Origin of the sequence: Actinoallomurus sp. NPDC052308 (assembly GCF_040679195.1) — a bacterium.
Classification (GTDB): Bacteria; Actinomycetota; Actinomycetes; order Streptosporangiales; family Streptosporangiaceae; genus Actinoallomurus; species Actinoallomurus liliacearum.
In genome coordinates this window covers 102408-122752 of sequence record NZ_JBFAUM010000022.1, presented here as the reverse complement: position 1 = coordinate 122752, position 20345 = coordinate 102408, and the positions used below count along the sequence as shown (strand labels likewise).

Genomic DNA, 20345 nt, shown 5'->3' with positions numbered 1-20345 from the left:
GTTACCACGCCGAACCTGTGAGTGAGATCATGACGCATGCCCTACCGTGCGCGACCGTTCGGCTACCCGAGCCGGGCGAGCATGCCGGACCGGAGGACCGCTCTGCTGGCGGGCCTGGGACTGGCCGCCACGGCGGTCGGCGGCTGCGCCCTGACCGCCTCCGCGAACGACTACCGGAAGGGGACCCTGCCGATCGCGACCGGGCTCGCGGACGGGGTCTACTACCAGTACGGACGCCGGCTCGCCCGGCTCATCGGCGACCGTCTCCCGGGCGTGCGCGCCTCGGCGGACGTCACGAGCGGGTCCTTGGACAACCTCCGGTGGCTGCGATGGGGCGGCGACCGGCTGGCGTTCACGGCGGCCGACGCCGCCGGCACGGCCGTGACCGCGCCCGGCGAGCCGATCCGGGCGCTGGCCCGCCTGTACGACGACTACCTCCACCTGGTGGTCCTGGAGTCGTCGAATTTCCGCACGATCGACGACCTGCGCGGTCACCACGTCGGGGTCGGCGCGAAAGGGTCGGGCGTGGAGCTCGTGGCCCGGAGGGTGCTGGGCGCCGCCGGTCTGACGGAGCTCGTCACCCCGATGCGGATCGGCCTGGACTACTCGGCCGCCGCACTGCGGTCGGGCCTGGTCGACGCGTTCTTCTGGTCCGGTGGCCTGCCGACCGCCGGGGTCACCGAGCTGGCCGGACGGGTGCCGCTCCGCCTGATCCCGTTGGGCGGCCTGGCGCCGGAGGTCCGCCGGCACTACGGACCGTACTACCGCACGGCGACGATCCCGAGCGGCACGTACGTGAACGTCGATGAGACCCAGACGATCGCCCTCGCCAACTTCCTGGTCGGCCCCGCCTCTTTGGACGACGGGCTCGCCTACCGCGTCACCGAGATCCTGTTCCGGAACCGGGACGCCCTCGCGGCGGCCGTGCCCTCGGCGGAGCTGCTGGATGTGGGCAACGCCGTCCAGACCGATCCGGTGCCGCTGCACCCGGGGGCGCTGCGGTACTACCGGTCGGTCAAACGCTGACGGCGGGCTCGCCATGAAGGGATGCCGGCCGGTCAGGCGCCTACGGCGGGCACCGCCATCGTCACGCGCAGGCCGGCGCCGTCGGCGGCGGCGATCTCCAGCCGGCCGCCGCTCGCCTCGAGGAGCGTACGGGCGACCGACAGGCCGAGCCCGGAGCCGTCGACGTTCTGGTGACCCGGGCTGCGCCAGAACCGGTCGCCGATGCGGGCGAGCTCCTCGGGCGGCAGGCCGGAGCCCTCATCGGTGACGCGGATCTCGACATCGTCCCCGACCTCGGCGAGCTCGACGGTGACGGCCGACCCCTCGGGGGAGAACTTCAGCGCGTTGTCGATCACCGCGTCGAAGGCGCTGCCGAGACCGGTGGGGTCGGCGGCGCCGAGCACCGGCCCCGCCCACTTCCGGCGCACCTCGATGGCCCGCGCGTCCGCGACGACCTGCCAGGCGGTGACGCGTTCGTCGACCAGGACGGCCAGGTCGATGGTCTCCACCGTGGCGCCGCCCTCCTCGGCGAGGGCGAGCTCCAGCAGGTCGTCCAGGACCCGCGTGAGACGCTCGGCCTCGTGCCGGAGGTCCTTGATCTCCTCCTCCGACCCGGGCGGCAGGGACAGCGCCAGGCCCTCCAGCCGCAGCATGACGGCCGACAGCGGGTTGCGCAGCTGGTGCGACGCGTCGGCCACGAAGGCACGCTGGCGTTCCATCGTGGCCTCCACCTTCTGCACCATCTCGTTGAACGACGTCGTGAGGCGGCGCAGCTCCGGCGGGCCGCTGGCGCCCGCCACGCGCGCGTCGAGGCGTCCCGTCGCGATCGTGTGGGTCACCGCGTCGAGCGCGCGGACCGGGCGCAGGATCCAGGTGGCCAGCAGGTGGGCGAGCGCGAGGAAGAGCAGCACCGCGACGGCCTCCACGGCGGCGAGCACCGACCAGTCCCCGGTGACGGCGGCCCGCATCCGGCCCGTCGGCGAGACCGTGACCACGGCGCCGACGACGTCGCCGTTCCGCGTGACCGGCGCGGTCACGACGAGCGGGCCGTGCTCCCACGGCCAGATGGTGTCGCTGTTGGCGCTGTGCCGGCCGGCGAACGCCTGGCGCAGCCCGGCGCGGACGCCGGCCGCGTCGTTGCCGGGATAGCCGGCCGTGGTGACCAGCGTCGAGTGCTGGCGGTCGACGACCGCCGCGGCCACTCCGTAGACGTCGTGGTAGCGGGTGAGCTCGGCGCCGATGTCCGAGGACGCGCCGAGCGGCGCCCCGGCCGCGATGGACGCGAACCGCGTCGTGTCGTCGAGCCGGTCCTGGAACAGGGCGTCCTGGTGCTGCCGGACGATGCTCGTGGCCAGCGGGACGCCGAGCGCGAGCAGGCTGCAGATGACCAGGGTGTTGAGGACGAGGATCAGGCGGGCGCGCACGGTCGGGTCAGGGGTGCGGGGGCGCGGGTCGGGGGCTCGCGCCCGGGGGGCGGACGTCCGCGGTGACGCGATAGCCCACGCCGCGTACGGTCTGGATGGCGCCGGGCACCTTCAGCTTGGCGCGCAGCGAGGCGACGTGGACCTCCAGCGTCCGCTGGTTGCCCTGCCAGTTCGTCTGCCATACCTCGCTGATCAGCTGGTCGCGCGGGCAGACCACGCCGGGCCGGCGGGCGAGGACCGCCAGCAGGTCGAACTCCTTGCGGGTCAGGCTCACCGGCACCCCGTCGACGCTGACCACCCGGCGAAGCCGGTCGAGGTCGATCCGCCCGGCGATCAGCGCGTCGTCCTCGGGTGGGTCGGCGGGCCGGGCGCCGTCATGCCGCGCGGTGCGACGGCTGACGACGTGGATCCGCGCGATCAGCTCGCCGACGTCGTACGGCTTCACCACGTAGTCGTCGGCACCGAGGTGGAGACCGTGGATCCGGGAGCGCACGTCCGCCCGCGCGGTCACCATGATGATCGGCACGTCCAGGACCGCGCGGATGCGGCCGCACAGCTCGAACCCGTCGCGGTCGGGCAGGCCGAGGTCCAGCAGGATGACGTCCGGCTCGCTCGCGAGGCGCTCGAGGGCCTCGGCCGCGGTGCGCGCCGGTTCGACCTCGAAGCCGTGCCTCCGAAGCACCGAGCACAGCGCCGCGGCGACGCGCACATCATCCTCGACGACGAGTAGCCGCACCACCGCTCCTTCCATCGGGCGACACAGGTGATCTTTCGTTTCATCGCACAACGTACCGGGCCGATCACGCGAATGGGACCGGGCCCTCCCCGGCGCCGGAAGGGGGAGGGCCCGGAGCTCGTGCTCCCGGCGGGGTCAGCCCACCGGGGCGAGGTCGGGTTCTTCGCCCACCGAGGCCTCGCCGGCGACCTCACGCGACGGTCCGGCCCAGCCGCTGCGGACGCCCCAGTAGTAGAAGGCCAGCGAGGTGACCGCGACGATCGCCATGTCCACGCCGTACGGAAGGACGCCGTGGCCGCCGAACTTCGCGCTGCCGAGCGCGGACAGCAGCGCCATCCACGCGAGGTAGACGACGAGCCAGATCCCGGCCCGCAGGTGCGGGGCCCACCCGGTGAAACGCGCCCGCCAGCCGTAGTAGACGTAGATCGGCAGGCCGAGCGCCATGATCCCGATCACCTCGCCGGTCAGCGGCCACTTCGACCAGAACAGCAGCAGGGAGGCGAACATGAAGCCGGCCGGGGCGACGATCTTCAGCGCGGGCGCCGGAGCGGGCCTCGGCAGGTCCGGGCAGGTGCGCCGCAGGACCGTGGCCGACACCGGCCCGGTCACGTACGAGATGACCGTGGCGACCGAGATGACGTCGGCCAGCGAGCCCCAGCCCCGGAAGGTGAACAGGAAGACGAACGAGACGGCGAGGTTCAGCCACATCGCCGGCTGCGGAATGCCGTACTTCGGGTGGACGCGGCCGAAGATCCGCGGGAAGGTGCCGTTCTCCTGCATGCCCTGGATCATCCGCGCCGTGGACGCCGTGTAGGTCATGCCCGTGCCGGACGGGGACACGAACGCGTCGGCGTACAGCGTGATGGCGAGCCAGTTGAGGTTCCAGGCGATCGCCAGGTCGGCGAACGGCGAGTTGAAGTCGATGCCGGACCAGCCGTGGCCGAGCAGGTGGCCGGGGACCGCGCCGATGAACGCCGTCTGCAGCCCCACGTACACCAGCGCGGCGATGACCAGCGCGCCGATCAGCGCGAGCGGCACCGCGCGGCCCGGGTTGCGCGCCTCGCCGGCCAGGTTGATCGGGCTCTGGAAGCCGTTGTAGGCGAACACCACGCCCGAGGTCGCGATCGCGCTGAGCACCGCCGCCCAGCCGTACGGGGCGAAGCCGCCGTGGTGCGAGAAGTTCCCACCGTGGAAGCCGGTGGCGATCAGGCCGATGATCGTCAGCGCCGGGACGGCGAACTTGACGATCATGATGAAGTTGTTCGCCATCGCGTACAGCCGGACGGTCCAGTAATTCAGCAGGAAGTAGACGACGACGAGGACCCCGGCGAGGGCCAGGCCCAGGGGATGGAGTTCCTTGCCGTCGTACAGGCCCTTGGCCCAGTGCCACTTCCATGAGCTCATGTACTGGATCGAGGCCTCGGCCTCGATGGGGATGACCGAGACGATGGCCACCCAGTTCGACCAGCCGCCCATGAAGCCGACCATCGAGCCGTGGGAGTACTGCGCGTAGCGCACCATGCCGCCGGACTTGGGGAAGGTCGAGCCGAGCTCCATGTACGACAGCCCGATGAGGATCATGATGCCCGCGCCGAGGACCCACGCGAGGATGGCCGCGGGGCCGGCGACCTTCGCCGCCTTCCACGCGCCGAACAGCCAGCCGGAACCGATGATCGAGCTGAGCCCGACCATGAGAAGCGAGAACGTTCCGAGTCGCCGCCGGTAGTCACCGGCCGACGCGGACCCGGATACGGGTGACGCGGTCGCCATGGATCACTCCATCTCAGTGCGCGAGGTCGCGGGGAGGGGGGTTGTCTCGCGAGATTTGGTCGAGGATCCCCCCACGCGGCGACGCGGCCCAAGACGTTTGAGGGAAACCTGAGGTTCCAGGCATGAGCGGGTATCCCGGGCACCCTTCGGTGTGGTCGACCGTCGCGCCCGCCGGGGTCGTGCGAACCCGGCACCATCGGACGCGCTTCACCGGCGGCTACTGATCTCTCGAACGTTCGCGTTGACGGGGCCGGTCTCCCGCAAGATCCTTGATCGCCATGGGAACGGATGATCAGTCGGCGTGGTCCTCGTCGGCGAGCGGACACGGCGACGCCGTACGGCATCAGGTGCTCGGGGCGGCCGCCGACATCCTGCGGCCGGCCCCCGCTCCGGCCGACGGGACCGGCGGCCGGCCGGTCGTGGACGGATCCGACCCGTCCGCGGTGACGCTCTACCTCGCCCTCCTGCAGGACCGCCTTCCCGTCTTCGCGCGCGTCATGAAGGACCTGGGCGCACGGGTGGGCCGGGGCGAGGTCGCCGACAACCTGGTCGTCGCCGCGCAGGCGACCATCGGCTTCTACCGGGAGATCCTGGCGGCGAAGGTGTCGATCCTCGCCAGCTCCGACCAGATCGTGCGGCTCCGGCAGGTGTTCCAGAGCCATGACCTGGGCCCGCAGGCGGCGTACGCCGAAGTCACGGGCTACCTCGCCGGCGAACGCGACCTCGGGCGGATCGCCGCGGACGTGGACTGCACGGCGGCCGCCCGGCTCCTCATCGGCGCCTGCTTCAACCACGCGTTCATGAAGATGCTGCTCGGCGACGGCCCCGCGGACGACGAGTTCGTCACCCAGATGATCGGCGGCCTCCGGCTCGGCCACCATCCGGTTCCCGCCACCGACTGAGCCCCCGCCCGCCGAGCGGCGCGGAACCGGCCGGATGGCCGGATAGGCTGCCCGGATGTTCGATCAAGGCGAAGACCCGCGGCCCGCGCACGGCGCGGTGCGCGAGATCTACACCCCCGAGCGGGCGGCGACCCTCGAGTACTCCCCGGACCTCGACGGCCTCGCGGATCCCGGCGAGATCGTGTGGGCGTGGGTGCCCTACGAGGAGGACCCGGCGCGCGGGAAGGACCGGCCGCTGCTGGTCGTCGGCCGGCACGGCCGCCGGTTGCTCGCGCTGATGCTGTCCAGCCGTGACCACGGCGACGACCCGGACTGGCTGGAGCTCGGCTCGGGCGCGTGGGACCGCGACGGCCGCCCGTCGTCCCTGCGTCTGGACCGCGTGTTCGCGCTCGACGAGGACGACATCCGCCGGGAGGGCGCGATCCTCGACGGCGAGCGGTTCGCCCACGTCGCCGCCGTCCTGATGCGCCTGCACGGCTGGACGCCTACGCGCTGACCGGCCACCGCCCTCGGGCGTGAAAGGAAAATGGAAGATCCTTGCCGGGTGGGTGAGGCCGACTCACTCTGGTGCGTACGCGCTCCGGCGCGTACGCGCCGTCCCGGTGAGGAGCAGTCATGCCCGGCCCAGCGAAGACCCGACCCGTGATCTCCCGGCCGCGCACGTGGCCGTACGGGGCCGCCTCGGCGGTGGTGGGAGCGATCATCCTGGTGGTCTCGCTCGTGCTGCCCGGCGCCGGGCCGGCGTCGGCCGCGCCACCCTGCGCGGTCACGTACACCGTCAACCAGTGGACCGGCGGCTTCACCGCCCAGGTCACCGTCACCAACAACGCGGCCCCGGTCACGAGCTGGACGCTGACCTGGACGTTCGCCGGCGACCAGAAGGTCACCTCCGCGTGGAACGCGCGGGTCACCCAATCCGGGCAGGCCGTCACCGCCCAGGACAGTGGGTACAACGGCGCGCTGGCGACCGGTGCGTCGACGAGCTTCGGGTTCCAGGGGACGTTCAGCGGCCAGAACGCGGTCCCGGCCGACTTCGCGGTGAACGGCGCGAGCTGTGAGGGAGACGGCACCCCCACTCCGACGCCGACTCCCACGCCGACTCCGACGCCACCGACGTCGTGCGCCCAAGCGGCCTTCTGCGACGGGTTCGAGAACCAGACCGGCTCGACGCCGTCCGGCGCCTGGCAGCCGTCCTACCCCGACTGCCAGGGCACCGGAACGGTCGCCGTCGACCACACTCAGGCGCACGGCGGTACGACCTCGCTCCGGGTGGACGGCGGCGCGACCTACTGCGACCACGCCTTCGCGGTCAACACGACGGGAGTGGCCGCGGCCGGCTCGGTGATTTACGTGCGCTACTACGTCCGGCACACCCAGGCGCTGCCCGCCGGCCACGTCGCCTTTACCACGCTGACCGACGCGGCCGACGGCAACCGGCACCTGCGGCTCGGCGGCCAGAACCAGGCGCTGCAGTGGAACCGCGAGTCCGACGACGCGACCCTGCCCGAGCAGAGCCCGACCGGCGTCGCGATGAGCGTTCCGCTCCCCGTGAACCGGTGGTCCTGCGTGGAGTTCGCGATCAACGGGACGGACGGCACCATGAGCACCTGGCTGGACGGGACCGAGGTGGCCGGCCTGCACCTGGACGGCACCCCGACGCCGGACGTCGACCGCCAGTGGCTGAGCCGGGCGAACTGGCGACCGCACCCCACCGACCTGCGGCTCGGCTGGGAGAGCTACGGCGGCGCGCGGGACACCCTCTGGTTCGACGACGTCGCCATCGGATCGTCGCGCATCGGCTGCTGACCACCGAACGCCCCACCCGCCCGGCGCACAAGCCGCCGAGCACCGAGGTCCGGCATACGAAACGGCATTTGTCCCCCTCCTGGACCACGGTCGCCGAGCATTCGGTACGCCTTGGGCAGCGGCCCGGGGTCAGTGGGCGACGGTGAAACGCGTCCGGTGGTGCCGGGGCCGCTCGGCCTCGTCCAGCAGGGCGACGGCGAGGTCTTCCATCGAGATCCAGGACCGGCCCTCGGCGTCGGTCAGCAGCTCGTCGGTTCCCAGACGGTACGCGCCGGTGCGCTCGCCCGGTTCCAGGAGTGCCGGCGGGCTCAGGTAGGCCCAGTCGACGCCCGTCTCGGCCCGGCAGGCCGCGAGCTGGTCGGCGCACGCCAGCGCGATGTCCCGCCAATCGGCGGGGAACCCCGGCTCCTCGACCACGGTCAGGCCTCCGGTGCCGGGCACGGTCAGCGTGGCGGCGCCGCCGACGACGAGCAGCCGGACCCCCGTCCCCGCGAGGCCGGCCAGCAGCGCCTTCACGGCCGTGACGAGCTCGTGCTCGCTGCCGGGCGCCGGACGGGTCGCCGTGATCACGACGTCCTGGCCGGCGGCGAGGCGGGCCACGTCCTCAGGGTTCCGAGCGTCCGCCGTACGAATGCGGGCACCGGCGGGCGGCTCCCCGAACCGGCCCGGGTCGCGTACGACGGCGGTGACCTCATGGCCCCGGGACAGCGCCTCGGCGACCGCGCGGCGCCCGACGCCGCCCGCCGCTCCGAACACGGTGATACGCATGACTATGAACTCCTTCTCGCGATAGCGGCGGACGGTGCCGCCGGGGTTGTCAGCGCGCTCGCCGGGATCTCGGCACTGCCGGACCTGCCGACGCGGCATCCTGCTGAGGCGGCGCGGCCGCCTAGCCGGTCGGCGCGGCCTCCTGGCGGGGCGGCGCGGCCTCCTGGCCGGTCGGTGCGGTCGCCGGGTGGGGCGGCGCGGTCGCCGGGATCCTCGGCACTGCCGGGCCGGTTGGCGCGGCATCCTGCTGAGGCGGTGCGACCGCCTGGCCGGTCGGTGTGGTTGTTGGGCGGGGTCCGCCGGGGCGTTGGCCGACCAGTGTGCCGCCGAAGGCCAGTGCCATGCCGAGTAGTTGCAGCGGGGCCAGTGCCTGACCGAGGGCGGCCCAGCCGATGACCGCCGCGGACAGCGGGCTGAGCAGGGCGAGGAAGGCCACCGAGGTCGCGGGCAGGCGGGAGATGCCGCGGAACCACACCCAGTACGCGGCGGCCGTGCCGACCGCCCCGAGGTAGAGGTAGCCGCCGACGGCACGCCCGTCGAGGGCCGGCGGCGGGCCCTCGATCAGCAGGGTGACCGGCACGAGCAGCAGCCCGCCCACGGTGAGCTGCCAGGCGGTGAGGCCGAGCGGGCCGACGCCCTCGGGGCGCCCCCAGCGCTTGGTGAGCACCGTGCCCGCCGACATCGACGCGGCCCCGGCGAGTCCGGCGAGCACTCCGAGGGCGTCCATCCGGGCGTCGGCGCGCAGGACGACGAGTCCCACGCCGACGAGTCCCGTCAGGGCGGCCAGCAGCTTGCGGGCGGTGGGTCGTTCGGCCAGCAGCAGGGCCGCGAACGCGAGGGCGAACAGCGGGCCCACCGCGCCGAGCACCGCCGCGACGCCTCCGGGCAGCCGGTAGGCGGCCAGGAACAGCAGGGGGAAGAACGCTCCGATGTTGAGCAGGCCGAGGATCGCCGCCCGCCACACCCAGACGCCGCGCGGCAGGACGCGGGTGGCGGCGAGGAGGACCAGGCCGGCCGGCAGCGCCCGCATCGTCGCGGTGAACAGCGGTCGGCCGGGCGGCAGGAACTCGGTGGTCACGGCGTAGGTCGACCCCCATACGAGGGGGGTGAGCGCGGTGAGGGCCAGATCGCGGACGTTCGGTGCGGAGGAGACGTCCCGCCGGGCGGTGAGGACGGTCATCAAAAATCCCTCCAGATTGATAATCTCAACGTTGAGATAACAGCATGCGCAGCCGTTCAACGTCAAGTAGATGAACGTTGAGATGGTTTACGTTGAGAGGAGTGCCAGGTGAGCGACGCGGTGGACCAGATCCTCGGCCAGTGGGCCCGCGAGCGACCGGACGTCGACGCGTGGCCGATGGGAATCGTCGGCCGGATCACCCGGCTGTCGCGGCTCCTGGACCGCGAGCTGAAGGACTTCTTCGCCGGATACGGCCTCGAGCACTGGGAGTTCGACGTGCTCGCCACCCTGCGCCGGTCCGGCCCGCCGTACGAGCTGACCGCGGGCGCCCTCAACCGCGCCGCGATGGTGACCTCCGGGGCGATCACCAACCGGATCGACCGGCTGGCGGCGAAGGGCCTCGTGGAACGGGTGCCCGACGAGGAGGACCGGCGGTCCGTCCGGGTCCGCCTGACCGAACGAGGCCGGACGACGGTCGACGAGATCGTCGGACCGCACGTGGCCAACGAGGCGCGGCTGCTCGCGTCGCTGGGTCCGGACGAGCGGGAGGGGCTGGCGGTCCTGCTGCGCGGCCTGCTCGAGTCCCTCGGTGACACGTCCATCCGGTGAACGCGCGCGTTCGTCGATCTTGCTCCCGGTCGAGCTGGTACGTTCAAGCGAAGGTAAAGCCCTCCCGCCGTCGCGAGCCGATCGAGTGTCGCGGATCGGACGGGTGACGTCTCCGTCTTCCAGGGAGGATCGGTGAGAGTTGTTCGGCGGACCGCGTCGGCCGCCGCGGCGACGGCGCTGATCGTCGCCGGGCTGTCCGGCTGCCTGGGCAAGGGCGACTCCGGGAGCAAGGGCGACTCAGGGCGCAAGGGCGGCGGCGCGGCGACCGGCGGCGGTGCCGTCCAGGGCGGGGTGACGGTCGCGTCCGCGGACAAGCCCGTCGCGAAGGCGACGTTCCCCTCCCCGATCGCCTCCGGCGCGACCGTGGACATCGCCGTCCTCGGGCTCAAGACCGGTGGCCGGCTCGCCGACCTCTCGATCAGCATGACCCCGCACGTGCCGAACGGCGCGACCCAGCGGATCACGCCCTACCGTCTCAACGGCGAGACCTCGCTCGGCGTCTTCCTGATCGACACCGTGAACCTCAAGCGCTACCTGGTGGTCAAGGACGGCTCCGGACACGAGCTGCAGACCGACTACGTCACGACGAACATCGCGAACGACCAGCCCGGGCAGCTGTCGTTCACGTTCGCCGCGCCGCCGCAGGGCGTCGACCGGATCGACGTGCAGATCGGCAACTGGCCGATCTTCCACGACGTTCCGATCACGCGGTGACCGGGATGCGGCGCGGCTCTCTCCTGGTGGGCGCGGCGCTCGTGCCCGCCCTGCTGTTCCTTCCCGGCGCGGCGACCGCCGGCGACGTCCCGGACGCGAACCTCCAGGAGGCCGTCCGCACCATCGACGTGGCGGGCGGCGTGCGCGACATCGACCTCGGCAACGCGGTGATCCCGCTCGAAGAGGACGAGACGGTCGGCGACGAGGTCACCGTACGGATCGCCGCGGACGTCCTGTTCGACTTCGGCAAGGCCACGCTCACCGACCTCGCCCGGCGCCGGATCGCCGAGATCGCCGGGCGGATCCACGGCCCGGTGCGGGTCGCGGGGTTCACCGACGCCATCGGCTCCCCCGCCGCCAACCTCACACTGTCGAGGCAGCGGGCGGAGGCGGTGCGGGCCGAGCTCGCCCGGCAGGTGCATATGACGATCACCGCGACCGGGTACGGCGAGGCCCGGCCGGTGGCGCCGAACCGGACGCCGGACGGCAAGGACGACCCCGTCGGCCGGGCCGAGAACCGCCGCGTCGAGATCTCCTACCAGAAGTGACCCGACATCGAGTTGAAACTCCCGCCGCCTCCTGAGGTCAGAGTTTGCTCGTTATGGGGGGCGGGTGGTGTTGGCCGGTCCGGGAACCTGGTGGTAGCCCGTGCCCTTCTTACTGAACCTGCCGTACTCGTCGATTTTTACCCGTTGTTCACTCCCGCGCGGAAGAGGTCACCGACTGAGGCGTGAGCGGTTCGGGTCGCCGCCCTCCGTCAGAACAGCACTCCGGCGAGGAAGGTGGCCACCGCTATCAGAGCGACTGCGGTGCCGGTCTCCGTCACCGCGATGAGCAGCCCCAGGTATTTGCGACTGACGACTCGGGACAGGCTGATCAAGCTGTTCTCATGGTGCTTGGCGACGGCGGCCTGGTCGGCGAGTAGCTCCCGTACGCCCGTCGGGCCGAGCCGGGCGTACAGCCGGATGTAGCCGATGTGCGGACTGATGACACTGAGCAATGTGAGAGTGGCGGCTGCGAGCATCAGTCCGGCCACGCTCAGCAGGACACGGGCCAGGTCTGGGCCGTGACCCACCTTGGTCGCTATGAACGCGAGGCCGGCCATGGTGAGCGTCGTCAGGGTCGCGCACTTGGCGTCGACGCGCGCCAGTTCGCCGCGCACGGCCGCCAGTTCGGCGCTGAGCAGTGATTCGGCGCCGACCGGCGTTTCGAGGCCGGCCGGTGTCTCGGCCATGGCAGGGTCCCTTCTCGTCGGTCTGTGCCTCATAGTGGCGATACGTTGGCCGCTCAGTACAGCGGACTCAATGGCCGGCGCCCTGGCCGCCGTCACGAGCCGCGGTGAGCTGGATTTCCAGGCCCGTGATGATCGTGTCCAGCAATAGGCGGAACATGCGGTCCTCATCAGGGCCCGCGTCCGTGGGCTCGTCTTCGCCGACAGTGAGGTCGGTCGGCGTGAGATGCGACCACCGGTGAAGCGCACCGTTGAGTTCGGCGGTGAGCACGCCGATGACGGCCGCGCACAGGAGAGCGGCCGTCTGCGGGATCTCGGACCGGGGCATCCCTGCGGCGTCCAGGATCGCGGTCAGCCCGGCCCAGAACGGGTCTTCGGGCTGGAGGAAGTCCGGCTGGCCGAACGAGTAGGCCATGAGTTTCGGATGGCGGTGCGCCAGCGTCCGGAAATCGGTGGCGAGCAGGCGGATGCGTTCCTGCCAGGGAGCGTCCTCTAGCGTCACGGTGCGGAACCGGGCGCCGACCATCCTCGCCACGCCGCGCAACAAGGCGTCCTTGTTCGGCACGTGGTGGTACAGCGACATCGGGTTCGCATCCAGCTCGCTTGCGAGCTTGCGCATGGTGAGCGCCTCGACCCCGTCCGCGTCGATGAGTCGCAGAGCGGCGGCGTAGATCCCGGCCTCGGTCAAAGGCACGTCTCTCTTCCTGGTTCCCCGCGGGGGACGCCTGACCTTTTCCATACCTCGTACGGTATCAGTTCCGTACAGCGTACGGCTCGATCGCCGGGCCGTCACGGGACGAGGGTCGGCGCGATCCGGGTTGCCGACTACTTCCATACATCGTATGGTTATTTCCATACGACGTATGTTTCTGTGGTGCGCCGCAGCATCGACCGGCGCCCTTGCCCATGCCTCTTCGGCACAAAGGAGCACGCCATGACCGCGAACGACCTGCGACCTGCCCGGTCCCCGCGCGGGATCCCGATCCTCGGCCACGCGCCCCAGATCCCCGACACCAACCCGGTCGCGTACTTCGGGGAGCTGTCCAAGCAATTCCCCGAGGGCATCTTCAGCGTGGACATCGCCGGCCAGGAGAACGTCTTCGTCTTCGACCCGGACCTGATCACCGAGGTCTGCGACGAGACCCGTTTCGGCAAGCCGATCTTCCCGCCGCTGAGCCATGTCCGGGACTACGCCGGCGCGGGCCTGTTCACGGCCGCCGACGATGAGGAGGTCTGGGGCATGGCGCACCGGATCCTCATGCCGGCCTTCAGCCAGCGAGCCATGAAGGGCTACTTCGGGCAGATGCTCGAGATCGCCCAGAACCTGGTGGGCAAGTGGGAGCGCCGCCAGGGTCAGCCGGTCAGGATCACCGACGACTACACCCGCCTCACCTTGGACACGATCGCTCTGTCGGGGTTCGGCTACCGGTTCGACTCCTTCAGCAAGGAAGAGCTACACCCCTTCCTCTATGCACTGTTGGAGGCGCTGATCGAGTCGATGCGGCGCTCTCAGGAGCTGCCGATGATGACCGCCCAGCGCAAGGACGACGCGAACCAGTACCACCGGAACATCCAGCTGATGCAGGAGCTGGTCGAGAGTGTGATCAAAGAGCGGCGTCAGGGCAGGGGCAGCGGTGAGGACGACCTGCTGGGCCTGATGCTGCAGGCGACCGACCCGGAGACCGGCAAGCCGCTGGACGACGACAACGTCCGCGACCAGGTGCTGACCTTCCTTATCGCGGGTCACGAGACCACCAGTGGTCTGCTGTCGTTCGCCACGTACTCGCTGATGCGCAACCCGCACGTGCTGGCCCAGGCCTACGCCGAGGTGGACCGGATGCTGCCCGGCGACACGGTCCCGAATTACGACACGATCATGAAGCTGGACGTCATTCCGCGGATCCTGGAGGAGACCCTGCGTCTGTGGGCTCCCATTCCGCAGATCATGAAGGCGCCGCTGGCGGACACCGTCATCGGCGGCCAGTACGAGCTGACGCAGGGGACGAAGACGAACCTGCTGATGGGTCCGCTGCACACCCACCCCAAGGCATGGGACCGTCCGGACGAGTTCGACATCGACCGGTGGCTTCCCGAGAACCGGGCCCAGCACCACCCGCACGCCTACAAGCCGTTCGGCAACGGCCGGCGCGCCTGCATCGGCCGGCAGTTCGCGCTGACCGAGGCCCGCCTGGCCCTCGCGCTGGTGCTGCAGAAGTTCAAGTTCTCCGACACCACCGACTACAAGATGGACGTGCGGGAGGCGCTGACGCGTAAGCCCGGCGACTTTGAGCTGGTCGTGCGGACCCGCAAAGAGCATGAGCGGGCCGTGTTCGGCGCCGCGGACCTGCAGAGTGACGACACGCGGCAGGAGGCCGCGGTCAGCGGTGTCGGGGTGAGCCTGACCGTCGCTTACGGCTCCAGCCTGGGCAGTTGCGAGGACCTGGCGCGCACGATCGCCGACCGCGGTGAGCGTTCCGGGTTCGGCACCACGTTGATGAGCCTGGACGACCTGGGCGACGACCTGCCCACCGAGGGCCTGCTCGTCGTCGTCGCCGCCAGCTACAACGGCAAGGCACCCGACAATGCCCAGCGTTTCGACGATCTGATCGCCGCCGGGCTGCCGGAGGGCTCGCTGTCGAACGTGCGGTTCGCGCTGCTGGGCGCCGGCAACACTCAGTGGGTGGCGACCTACCAGGCCTTCCCCAGACGGGTCGAGGCCGCATTGCTGGCCGCCGGCGCCACGCCGGTGGTCGAACGCGGCATCGCCGATGCCGCCGGCGACTTCGACGGCATGGCCACCCGCTGGATGGACGCCCTATGGGCGACGCTGGCCGAGGAGTACGCTGCCGACACCTCCGACGACGGCGCACCGCGCTACCGGGTGCAGCTGCTCACCGAGGCCGATGTGCGCCCCGCGATCGTCTCCGAGCAGGCCTACCCCCTGACCGTGATCGCCAACGAAGAGCTCGTGGCCGACCCGACCGGGCTGTGGGACTTCGGCATTGAGCCGCCGCGCTCGTCCGCGAAGTCGATCACCATCGAACTGCCCGAGGGCGTCACCTACGAAACCGGCAACCACCTGGCGGTCTTCGCCAAGAACGAGTCGCGGCTGGTCGACCGTGCGCTGGCCCGCTTCGGCATCGACCACGACCAAGTGCTCCGGCTCGACCAACCCGGCGGCGGCAGGACGCACCTGCCGGTGGGCACGCCCGCCACCGCCGGCCTCCTGTTCACCGAGTTCCTGGAACTGCAGGACGTGGCGACCCGAAGCCAGATACAGAGGCTCGCCGAATACACCGATTGCCCCTGGACCCGTCCGCAGCTCCAGGCCTACATCGCCGACACCGGAGAAGCCGAACAGCGATATCAGACCGAGATCCTGGACAAGCGCGTCTCGGTGCTGGGCCTCCTGGAGCGCTTCCCCGCGGTCGGCCTGCCCCTGGGGGTCTTTCTGGAGATGATGGGGCCCATCCGTCCCCGCTTCTACTCGATCTCCTCGTGCCCGCTGGCCAACCCGCGCCACGTGCGCCTGACCGTCGGTCTCCTCGAAGGGGCGGCCTTGTCCGGTGACGGCCGCTACCGCGGTGTGTGCTCCTCCTACCTCGCGGGACTTGAGCCCGGTGACGTGGTCTACGGCTACGTGCGCGTCCCCTCGCCGGCGTTCGGCCCACCCGCCGACCCGAGCACGCAGATGATCCTCATCGGCCCCGGCACCGGGATCGCGCCGCTGCGCGGCTTCTTGGAAGAACGCGCCTGGCGGCACGCCAACGGCACACCGGTCGGCCTTTCGCAGGTGTTCGTCGGCTGCCGCCACCCCGAGCACGATTACTTCTACCGGCAGGAGATGCAGGATTGGGAGCGGGCGGGGATCGCCCAGATCCACACCGCCTTCTCCGCCGTCACGGGCTACCCGCACCGTTTCGTCCAGGACGCCGTCACCGCTGTCTCTGACACCGTGTGGCAGGCCATCGAAGACGGCGCGTGCGTCTACGTCTGCGGGGACGGCCGTTACATGGCCCCGGCCGTCCGCGAAGCCCTCGCCTCCGTCTACCGCGGCCACACCGGCGGCGACGACGAGGCCGCCCAGCAGTGGCTCGCCCGGCTCGAGGCCGACGGCCGCTACCAGCAGGACGTCTTCGCCTGATCCACACACGCCGGGACCGTGGCGCACCGCCCGGGTCCCGCGCCCCTCCAGCCCGCCGGCGAGGGATGCCCGGCCTCCCCGCCGGCGAACCACCGAAGATCACCACTCACAGAAAGCGCGTCACCATGGACACCATGCTCGCCGGACGTTTCCACCTCGATGGCAGGAGATTCGTCGTGGAGGAGGTTCCCATTCCCGTGCCCGGCCCGGGCGAGGTACTCATCCAGGTCAAGGCCGCAGGCGTGTGCCTGTCGGACGTCCACCTCATCGACGGCACCCTTCTCCCGCTGTTCGCCACCTCTGGCGTGATCACCGTGGGCCATGAGGTCTCCGGCGTGATCCACACGCTCGGCCCCGGCCTCAAGCGGGGTTTGACCGTCGGCGCCCGCGTAACCCTGGAGGCCGGGCAGAGCTGCGACCAGTGCCATGACTGCGCGCGCCGCCGTCCGTGCAACCAGGTCCGTACCCGGGGAATCGACTACGACGGCGGTTGGGCCGAGTACGCCATCGCCCGCGAGGACACCCTCATCCCCATCCCTGACCAGCTCCCCTTCGACCAGGCCGCGATCATTCCCGACGCGGTCTCCACCCCCTACTCCGCCGTCGTCGCCACCGCAGGCGTCCGCCCCGCCCAGTCCGTGGGCGTCTGGGGCGTGGGCGGAGTAGGCGCGCACAACGTGCGCCTCGCCCGCCTGGTCGGCGCCGCGCCGATCATCGCCGTCGACCCGCTGCCCAGCGCGCGGGAGCGCGCTCTGGCCTTCGGCGCCGACCTGGCCCTGGACCCGGCCGGCCCGGACTTCGCCGAGCAGATCCGCGCGGCCACCGCCGGGCGAGGCCTGGACTTCGCCTTCGACTGCGCCGGCGTGCCGGCGGTCCGCGAGCAGGCCGCCGCCGTGCTCGGCCTGGGCGGCGCCCTCATCCTGGTCGGCATCACGCCCAAGCCGCTCACCATCACCGAAGGCCTGACCTTCAACTACCTGTGCAAGCAGGTGCGCGGTCACTACGGCGGCCACCCCGAGTCCGTCACCGAACTCGTCCGGCTGACCGCGAGCGGACGCCTCGACCTGGCTCCCTCCATCACCGACCACATCCCGCTGGCCGACGCCGCCGACGCGGTCGACCGGCTGGAGAACAAGAGCGGCGACCCGATCCGTCTCATCCTCGTCCCCTGACACCTGTCCAATCGGACATTGAAGCCATCTCGGGATCAAGGTAACCGATCTGGCCGGGCCGGAGTTCGAAAGGAGCCGCCGGGCTCCGCAGCGGCCCGGCCGGCGCCCCGGAGCCGGTGGGGCGCCGGTCCTGCGGCCCGGCGTCCCACGAGCGGACCGTCAGTGCCGGGCCTTCAGCTTGACCGTCACCTTCTTCGGGGCCTTGACGCGCTTCGCGGCGGCCTTCTTGGCCTTCGGCTGCGGGCGCAGTCCCGCGACGAGCTTCGACAGCACCGACGGGGACGCGGTGGACCGCACCGCCGGGGTGTCCGCCGGGTTGACGCCGACGCCCAGGCTCATGACGCCGGTCAGGTTCATGGAGTTGTTCGCCGAGCTCGACGGCAGGCCCATCATCTGGTTGATGACGCCGTCGAGGATCGAGGCGGGGCCGCACCCCTTGGCTGCGGGCACCGCGATCTTGTTGTTGATCTGCACGGGGTAGGGCGTCCAGCCCAGGTCCGGGTCGCCGGCCCCGCCCGGGACGAGGATCGTCGGGGTCAGGCTCGCGGTGATCGGGCCGATGACGCAGTTGGAGCCGAGCAACGGGTTGTTGAGGTGGACGTTCAGCTTCGCGGTCGCCTCGATGCCGCCCGGACCGAGCTGGACGGTGATCGGCGCGGCCAGCGTCTGCGTCACGGTGAGCCGGTTGACCGGCAGCAACGCCGCCGGGGTCTTGCCCAGCACCGGGCCGACCAGCGGCAGCTGTCCGATCAGGCCGCCGGGCACCTCGACCGGCTGCGACACGAACTGGTCCCCCATGACCGGTGGGTTGAGGACGCTGCCCGGGCCGAGGGAGGAGATGTAGCCGGTGACGCGGATCGCGTTCGGCGGCAGGGTCAGGGCGAAGCTGCCGATCTTCACGCTGCCGCCGGAGGTGACCTGGGTCTGGCAGGCGTGGTTCTGCGGGCACTGGGCCTGGAACTTCGCGGCGACCTGGGGCATGCTGCCGTGCGCCACCGCCGGGACGGCGGGGTGCGGCGATCCGGTCGGCGGCGCGGCCGGATCGAGGCTGCCGACGGCCCCCTTGCCGGACTCGGTGAACCACAGCCGGTTGCCCGGACCGGACGCGATCCGCATCGGCGCGGACAGCGTGGCGGGCAGCGGGTACTCGGTGACGGCACCGGAGCCGGGGTCGACGCTGCCGATGTTGCTGGCGGCGGCCTCGGTGAACCAGATCTGCTTGTCCGGGCCCACGGTGATGCCGATGGGCGCCGAGTCGGCGGTGTTCACCGGGTACTCGTCGATGCCGCCGGTCGCCGGGTCGAGCCGGCCGATCATCCCGACGCCGGGCTCGGTGAACCACAGGGCGCCGTCGGGGCCCGTGACGATCCCGCCGAGGGACGGCGAGCCGCTGCCCGCGGACGGCGGGTTATAGGTGGTGACCGCGCCGGTCGCCGGGTCGAGCCGGCCGATGGATCCGTCGGTGCCGGTGTACCAGACCGCGCCGTCCGGGCCCGCTGCGAGGCCGTACACGGCCGCGCCGGCGGTGGCGTACACGGTGACGGTGCCCGAGGAGGTGATCCGGCCGATGGCCGGCGCCGCGCCCCCGCCGAACCACATCGCGCCGCCGGGACCGGCGACGATGTCGGTCAGCCTGCCGCCCGCGAAGTTGACGTCGCCGGTGGTGGGCACCTCGAACAGGGTCGTCTTCCCGGTCGCCGGATCGACATAGCCGACCCGGGGGACGTCGACGGAGGAGTCGGTGAACCACAGCCGGCCGCCCGGCCCGGCGGTCATCCCGTCGGCCGCGCCCCGCGTCTTCTGTGAGTTTGCGGGCAGGGCGTACTCCGTGACCTTGCCGGCCGAGTCGATCTTTCCGACTCCACCGGCGTTCTCGGCGAACCAGACGCTGCCGTTCGGGCCCGCGGCCAGGCCCGCCGGGGTGACGTCGGGCACGGGCAGTCCGACCTCGGTCACGCCGGCGGCGGCACCGGCGGGCGAGGCCGGGCTGAGGCCGACCGCGCCGAGCAGGGCCGCCGACGCGAGGACCCCCGCGCGCACACCACGATGGCGCATGCCATCGCCTCCTAGGATCTTCATAGTGGGCCACTAGAAACCCACGGGTGTTTCACGTCAAGCCGATCAGTGCCGCCCGTCCGGTTCCGGTCACCAGGCGGTACGGGAGTGACAGGGGCCGCCCGGAGGCGGCCCCTGCTCGTGCTGGTCCCTCGGTCGCGTACGTCAGGTGATCGTGACCGTCGGGCTCGTGGTGTAGACGCCGGTCGCGGTGCCGGTCGGGCTGATCGTGCCGCAGGCGGCGTTCCCGGAGAACGGCACGCTCGCGTTGGTGAACGTCGCCTTGCCGGTCGTGTTGTTGTAGCTCGCCGTGATCGGCGCCGCGGCGGTCGGGGCGCCCGTCACGACGCAGCCGGGCAGCGTCGTCGTCGAGACCGTCACACCCGCCTTGGGAATCGTGATCTTGACCGACGTCGGGCTGGCGATGGCCAGCAGCGTCCAGCTGCCGTTCGTGTGGTTCGCCGTGATCGTGGCCGTGCCGCCGAAGTTGTCGGTGCAGCCGGTGAAGGTCGGGTCCGGGCTGATGTTGACCGGGCCGTAGCCCGACGCCGGGGTCGTGAACTTGATGGTCGAGCCGGTGCAGGTCACCGAGAAGGACAGACCGGACAGGGTGCCGGCGAACTTCACGCTGCTGCTGGTGGCGGTGATCGCGGTGTTGGTCGGGCTGACGCCCGCCGCGTAGGCGACGCCGCCCATCATGGCGACCAGGGCACCCGCCCCGGTGACGGTCGCGGCGAGCTTCGCCGTTCTGGAGATCATGTGCGTACCTCTCGTGAGGGGGCCGGGACCGGCGTCACCGGTCTCGGGTGTTGCGGGTGGTGGCGGGTTG

General features: G+C 71.3%; 18 protein-coding genes. 9 read left to right on the top strand and 9 right to left on the bottom strand.

What is annotated here, in order from left to right; all coding sequences use genetic code 11:
* Positions 1–36: 36 nt before the first annotated feature.
* Positions 37–1026: a TAXI family TRAP transporter solute-binding subunit gene (locus tag AB0L00_RS35050; RefSeq protein ID WP_364441550.1), complete on the top strand. Its 990-nt coding sequence runs from the start codon at positions 37–39 to the stop codon at positions 1024–1026.
* A gap of 32 nt (positions 1027–1058) precedes the next feature.
* Here the strand turns inward: AB0L00_RS35050 and AB0L00_RS35045 are convergent, their stop codons facing one another.
* The 3 genes from AB0L00_RS35045 to AB0L00_RS35035 all read right to left on the bottom strand — a co-directional run bounded on the left by AB0L00_RS35045 (position 1059) and on the right by AB0L00_RS35035 (position 4935).
* Positions 1059–2429, bottom strand: a complete 1371-nt coding sequence (locus AB0L00_RS35045; protein WP_364441548.1) for a HAMP domain-containing sensor histidine kinase — start codon at positions 2427–2429, stop codon at positions 1059–1061.
* Positions 2430–2436: 7 nt separating this feature from the next.
* On the bottom strand, positions 2437–3165 hold the full coding sequence (locus AB0L00_RS35040; RefSeq protein ID WP_364441547.1) for a response regulator transcription factor: 729 nt from the start codon (positions 3163–3165) through the stop codon (positions 2437–2439).
* A 135-nt stretch (positions 3166–3300) separates the two neighbouring features.
* Positions 3301–4935 carry an APC family permease gene (locus AB0L00_RS35035; protein WP_364441546.1) on the bottom strand — a complete coding sequence of 545 codons (1635 nt, stop codon included), beginning with the start codon at positions 4933–4935 and terminating at the stop codon, positions 3301–3303.
* A 278-nt stretch (positions 4936–5213) separates the two neighbouring features.
* Between AB0L00_RS35035 and AB0L00_RS35030 the strand changes: the two genes are divergently transcribed.
* The 3 genes from AB0L00_RS35030 to AB0L00_RS35020 all read left to right on the top strand — a co-directional run bounded on the left by AB0L00_RS35030 (position 5214) and on the right by AB0L00_RS35020 (position 7643).
* The gene (locus AB0L00_RS35030) at positions 5214–5837 is read left to right on the top strand and encodes a TetR/AcrR family transcriptional regulator C-terminal domain-containing protein (RefSeq protein ID WP_364441545.1); all 624 of its coding nucleotides are present in this window, start codon (positions 5214–5216) and stop codon (positions 5835–5837) included.
* 55 nt (positions 5838–5892) lie between these two features.
* On the top strand, positions 5893–6333 hold the full coding sequence (locus AB0L00_RS35025; RefSeq protein WP_364441543.1) for a type II toxin-antitoxin system PemK/MazF family toxin: 441 nt from the start codon (positions 5893–5895) through the stop codon (positions 6331–6333).
* Positions 6334–6452: 119 nt separating this feature from the next.
* Positions 6453–7643, top strand: coding sequence for a cellulose-binding domain-containing protein (locus tag AB0L00_RS35020; protein WP_364441540.1), 1191 nt, complete (start codon positions 6453–6455; stop codon positions 7641–7643).
* Between the two features lie 129 nt (positions 7644–7772).
* On the opposite strand, the gene AB0L00_RS35015 is transcribed toward AB0L00_RS35020, so the two are convergent.
* Together AB0L00_RS35015 and AB0L00_RS35010 are read right to left on the bottom strand one after the other, a co-directional pair.
* Complete coding sequence (locus tag AB0L00_RS35015) at positions 7773–8411, bottom strand: NAD(P)H-binding protein (RefSeq protein WP_364441538.1); 639 nt, start codon at positions 8409–8411, stop codon at positions 7773–7775.
* Positions 8412–8532: 121 nt separating this feature from the next.
* Positions 8533–9591 (bottom strand): EamA family transporter, encoded by a 1059-nt coding sequence (locus AB0L00_RS35010; protein WP_364441536.1) that lies wholly within the window; start codon positions 9589–9591, stop codon positions 8533–8535.
* 108 nt (positions 9592–9699) lie between these two features.
* Here AB0L00_RS35010 and AB0L00_RS35005 point away from each other — a divergent pair, with 108 nt between their 5' ends.
* The 3 genes from AB0L00_RS35005 to AB0L00_RS34995 all read left to right on the top strand — a co-directional run bounded on the left by AB0L00_RS35005 (position 9700) and on the right by AB0L00_RS34995 (position 11462).
* The gene (locus tag AB0L00_RS35005; protein ID WP_345349936.1) at positions 9700–10200 is read left to right on the top strand and encodes a MarR family transcriptional regulator; all 501 of its coding nucleotides are present in this window, start codon (positions 9700–9702) and stop codon (positions 10198–10200) included.
* A gap of 132 nt (positions 10201–10332) precedes the next feature.
* The gene (locus tag AB0L00_RS35000) at positions 10333–10914 is read left to right on the top strand and encodes a hypothetical protein (protein ID WP_364441534.1); all 582 of its coding nucleotides are present in this window, start codon (positions 10333–10335) and stop codon (positions 10912–10914) included.
* Between the two features lie 5 nt (positions 10915–10919).
* Entirely contained in the window at positions 10920–11462 is a 543-nt protein-coding gene (locus AB0L00_RS34995) for an OmpA family protein (RefSeq protein ID WP_364441558.1), read from the top strand.
* Positions 11463–11671: 209 nt separating this feature from the next.
* Here the strand turns inward: AB0L00_RS34995 and AB0L00_RS34990 are convergent, their stop codons facing one another.
* Positions 11672–12148, bottom strand: coding sequence for a hypothetical protein (locus tag AB0L00_RS34990; RefSeq protein WP_364441532.1), 477 nt, complete (start codon positions 12146–12148; stop codon positions 11672–11674).
* A gap of 67 nt (positions 12149–12215) precedes the next feature.
* Entirely contained in the window at positions 12216–12833 is a 618-nt protein-coding gene (locus AB0L00_RS34985) for a TetR family transcriptional regulator (protein WP_364441530.1), read from the bottom strand.
* A 246-nt stretch (positions 12834–13079) separates the two neighbouring features.
* Here AB0L00_RS34985 and AB0L00_RS34980 point away from each other — a divergent pair, with 246 nt between their 5' ends.
* Together AB0L00_RS34980 and AB0L00_RS34975 are read left to right on the top strand one after the other, a co-directional pair.
* Positions 13080–16289: a cytochrome P450 gene (locus AB0L00_RS34980; RefSeq protein WP_364441529.1), complete on the top strand. Its 3210-nt coding sequence runs from the start codon at positions 13080–13082 to the stop codon at positions 16287–16289.
* 134 nt (positions 16290–16423) lie between these two features.
* Entirely contained in the window at positions 16424–17461 is a 1038-nt protein-coding gene (locus AB0L00_RS34975) for a zinc-binding dehydrogenase (protein WP_364441528.1), read from the top strand.
* Between the two features lie 159 nt (positions 17462–17620).
* Here AB0L00_RS34975 and AB0L00_RS34970 read toward each other — a convergent pair whose 3' ends face one another.
* Both AB0L00_RS34970 and AB0L00_RS34965 read right to left on the bottom strand, forming a co-directional pair.
* Positions 17621–19516, bottom strand: coding sequence for a hypothetical protein (locus AB0L00_RS34970; protein ID WP_364441527.1), 1896 nt, complete (start codon positions 19514–19516; stop codon positions 17621–17623).
* A gap of 165 nt (positions 19517–19681) precedes the next feature.
* Positions 19682–20275 (bottom strand): hypothetical protein, encoded by a 594-nt coding sequence (locus AB0L00_RS34965; RefSeq protein WP_345349915.1) that lies wholly within the window; start codon positions 20273–20275, stop codon positions 19682–19684.
* Positions 20276–20345: the final 70 nt, after the last annotated feature.